This window comes from Neisseria sp. P0021.S007 (assembly GCF_051956855.1).
The window spans coordinates 1-452 of sequence record NZ_JBQCXA010001643.1 but is presented as its reverse complement, the minus strand read 5'-3'; the positions used below and the strand labels follow the sequence as shown (position 1 = coordinate 452).

Annotated in this window: 1 protein-coding gene; it reads left to right on the top strand. The window is 61.7% G+C overall.

Features of this window, described 5'->3' with window-relative positions:
• On the top strand, positions 1 to 452 hold a 452-nt coding region (locus ACTHUR_RS20695; protein ID WP_440400675.1), incomplete at both ends, for a ferritin-like domain-containing protein.

The following is a 452-nucleotide window of genomic DNA, read 5'->3' as shown; positions in this document are numbered from 1 at the left end:
TCAGAACATGGACGGGGCTGAGGCAAACGCCGCGCCGCTGGACTTCCGCCACGCAGGACGCCCGCCGAAGCCTGTTTTGGTCGCACCGTCGCAACTGACGCCGCGCAAGATGAACACGATCGAAGGCTATGCGGCGATGCTGCACGCGATTGCGCATATCGAGTTCAACGCCATCAATCTGGCTTTGGACGCGGCATACCGTTTCCGCACGCTGCCGTTTCAGTTTGTGCGCGACTGGGTGCGGGTGGCGAAAGAAGAGGTGTACCACTACCGCCTGATGCGCGAAAGGCTGCGCGCTTTCAGCTTCGATTACGGCGATTTCGAGGCGCACAACCATTTGTGGGACATGGCGTATAAAACCGCCTACGACCCGCTGTTGCGCATGGCGTTGGTGCCGCGCGTATTGGAAGCGCGCGGGCTGGACGTTACGCCGGGGATACGCGCGAAGGTGG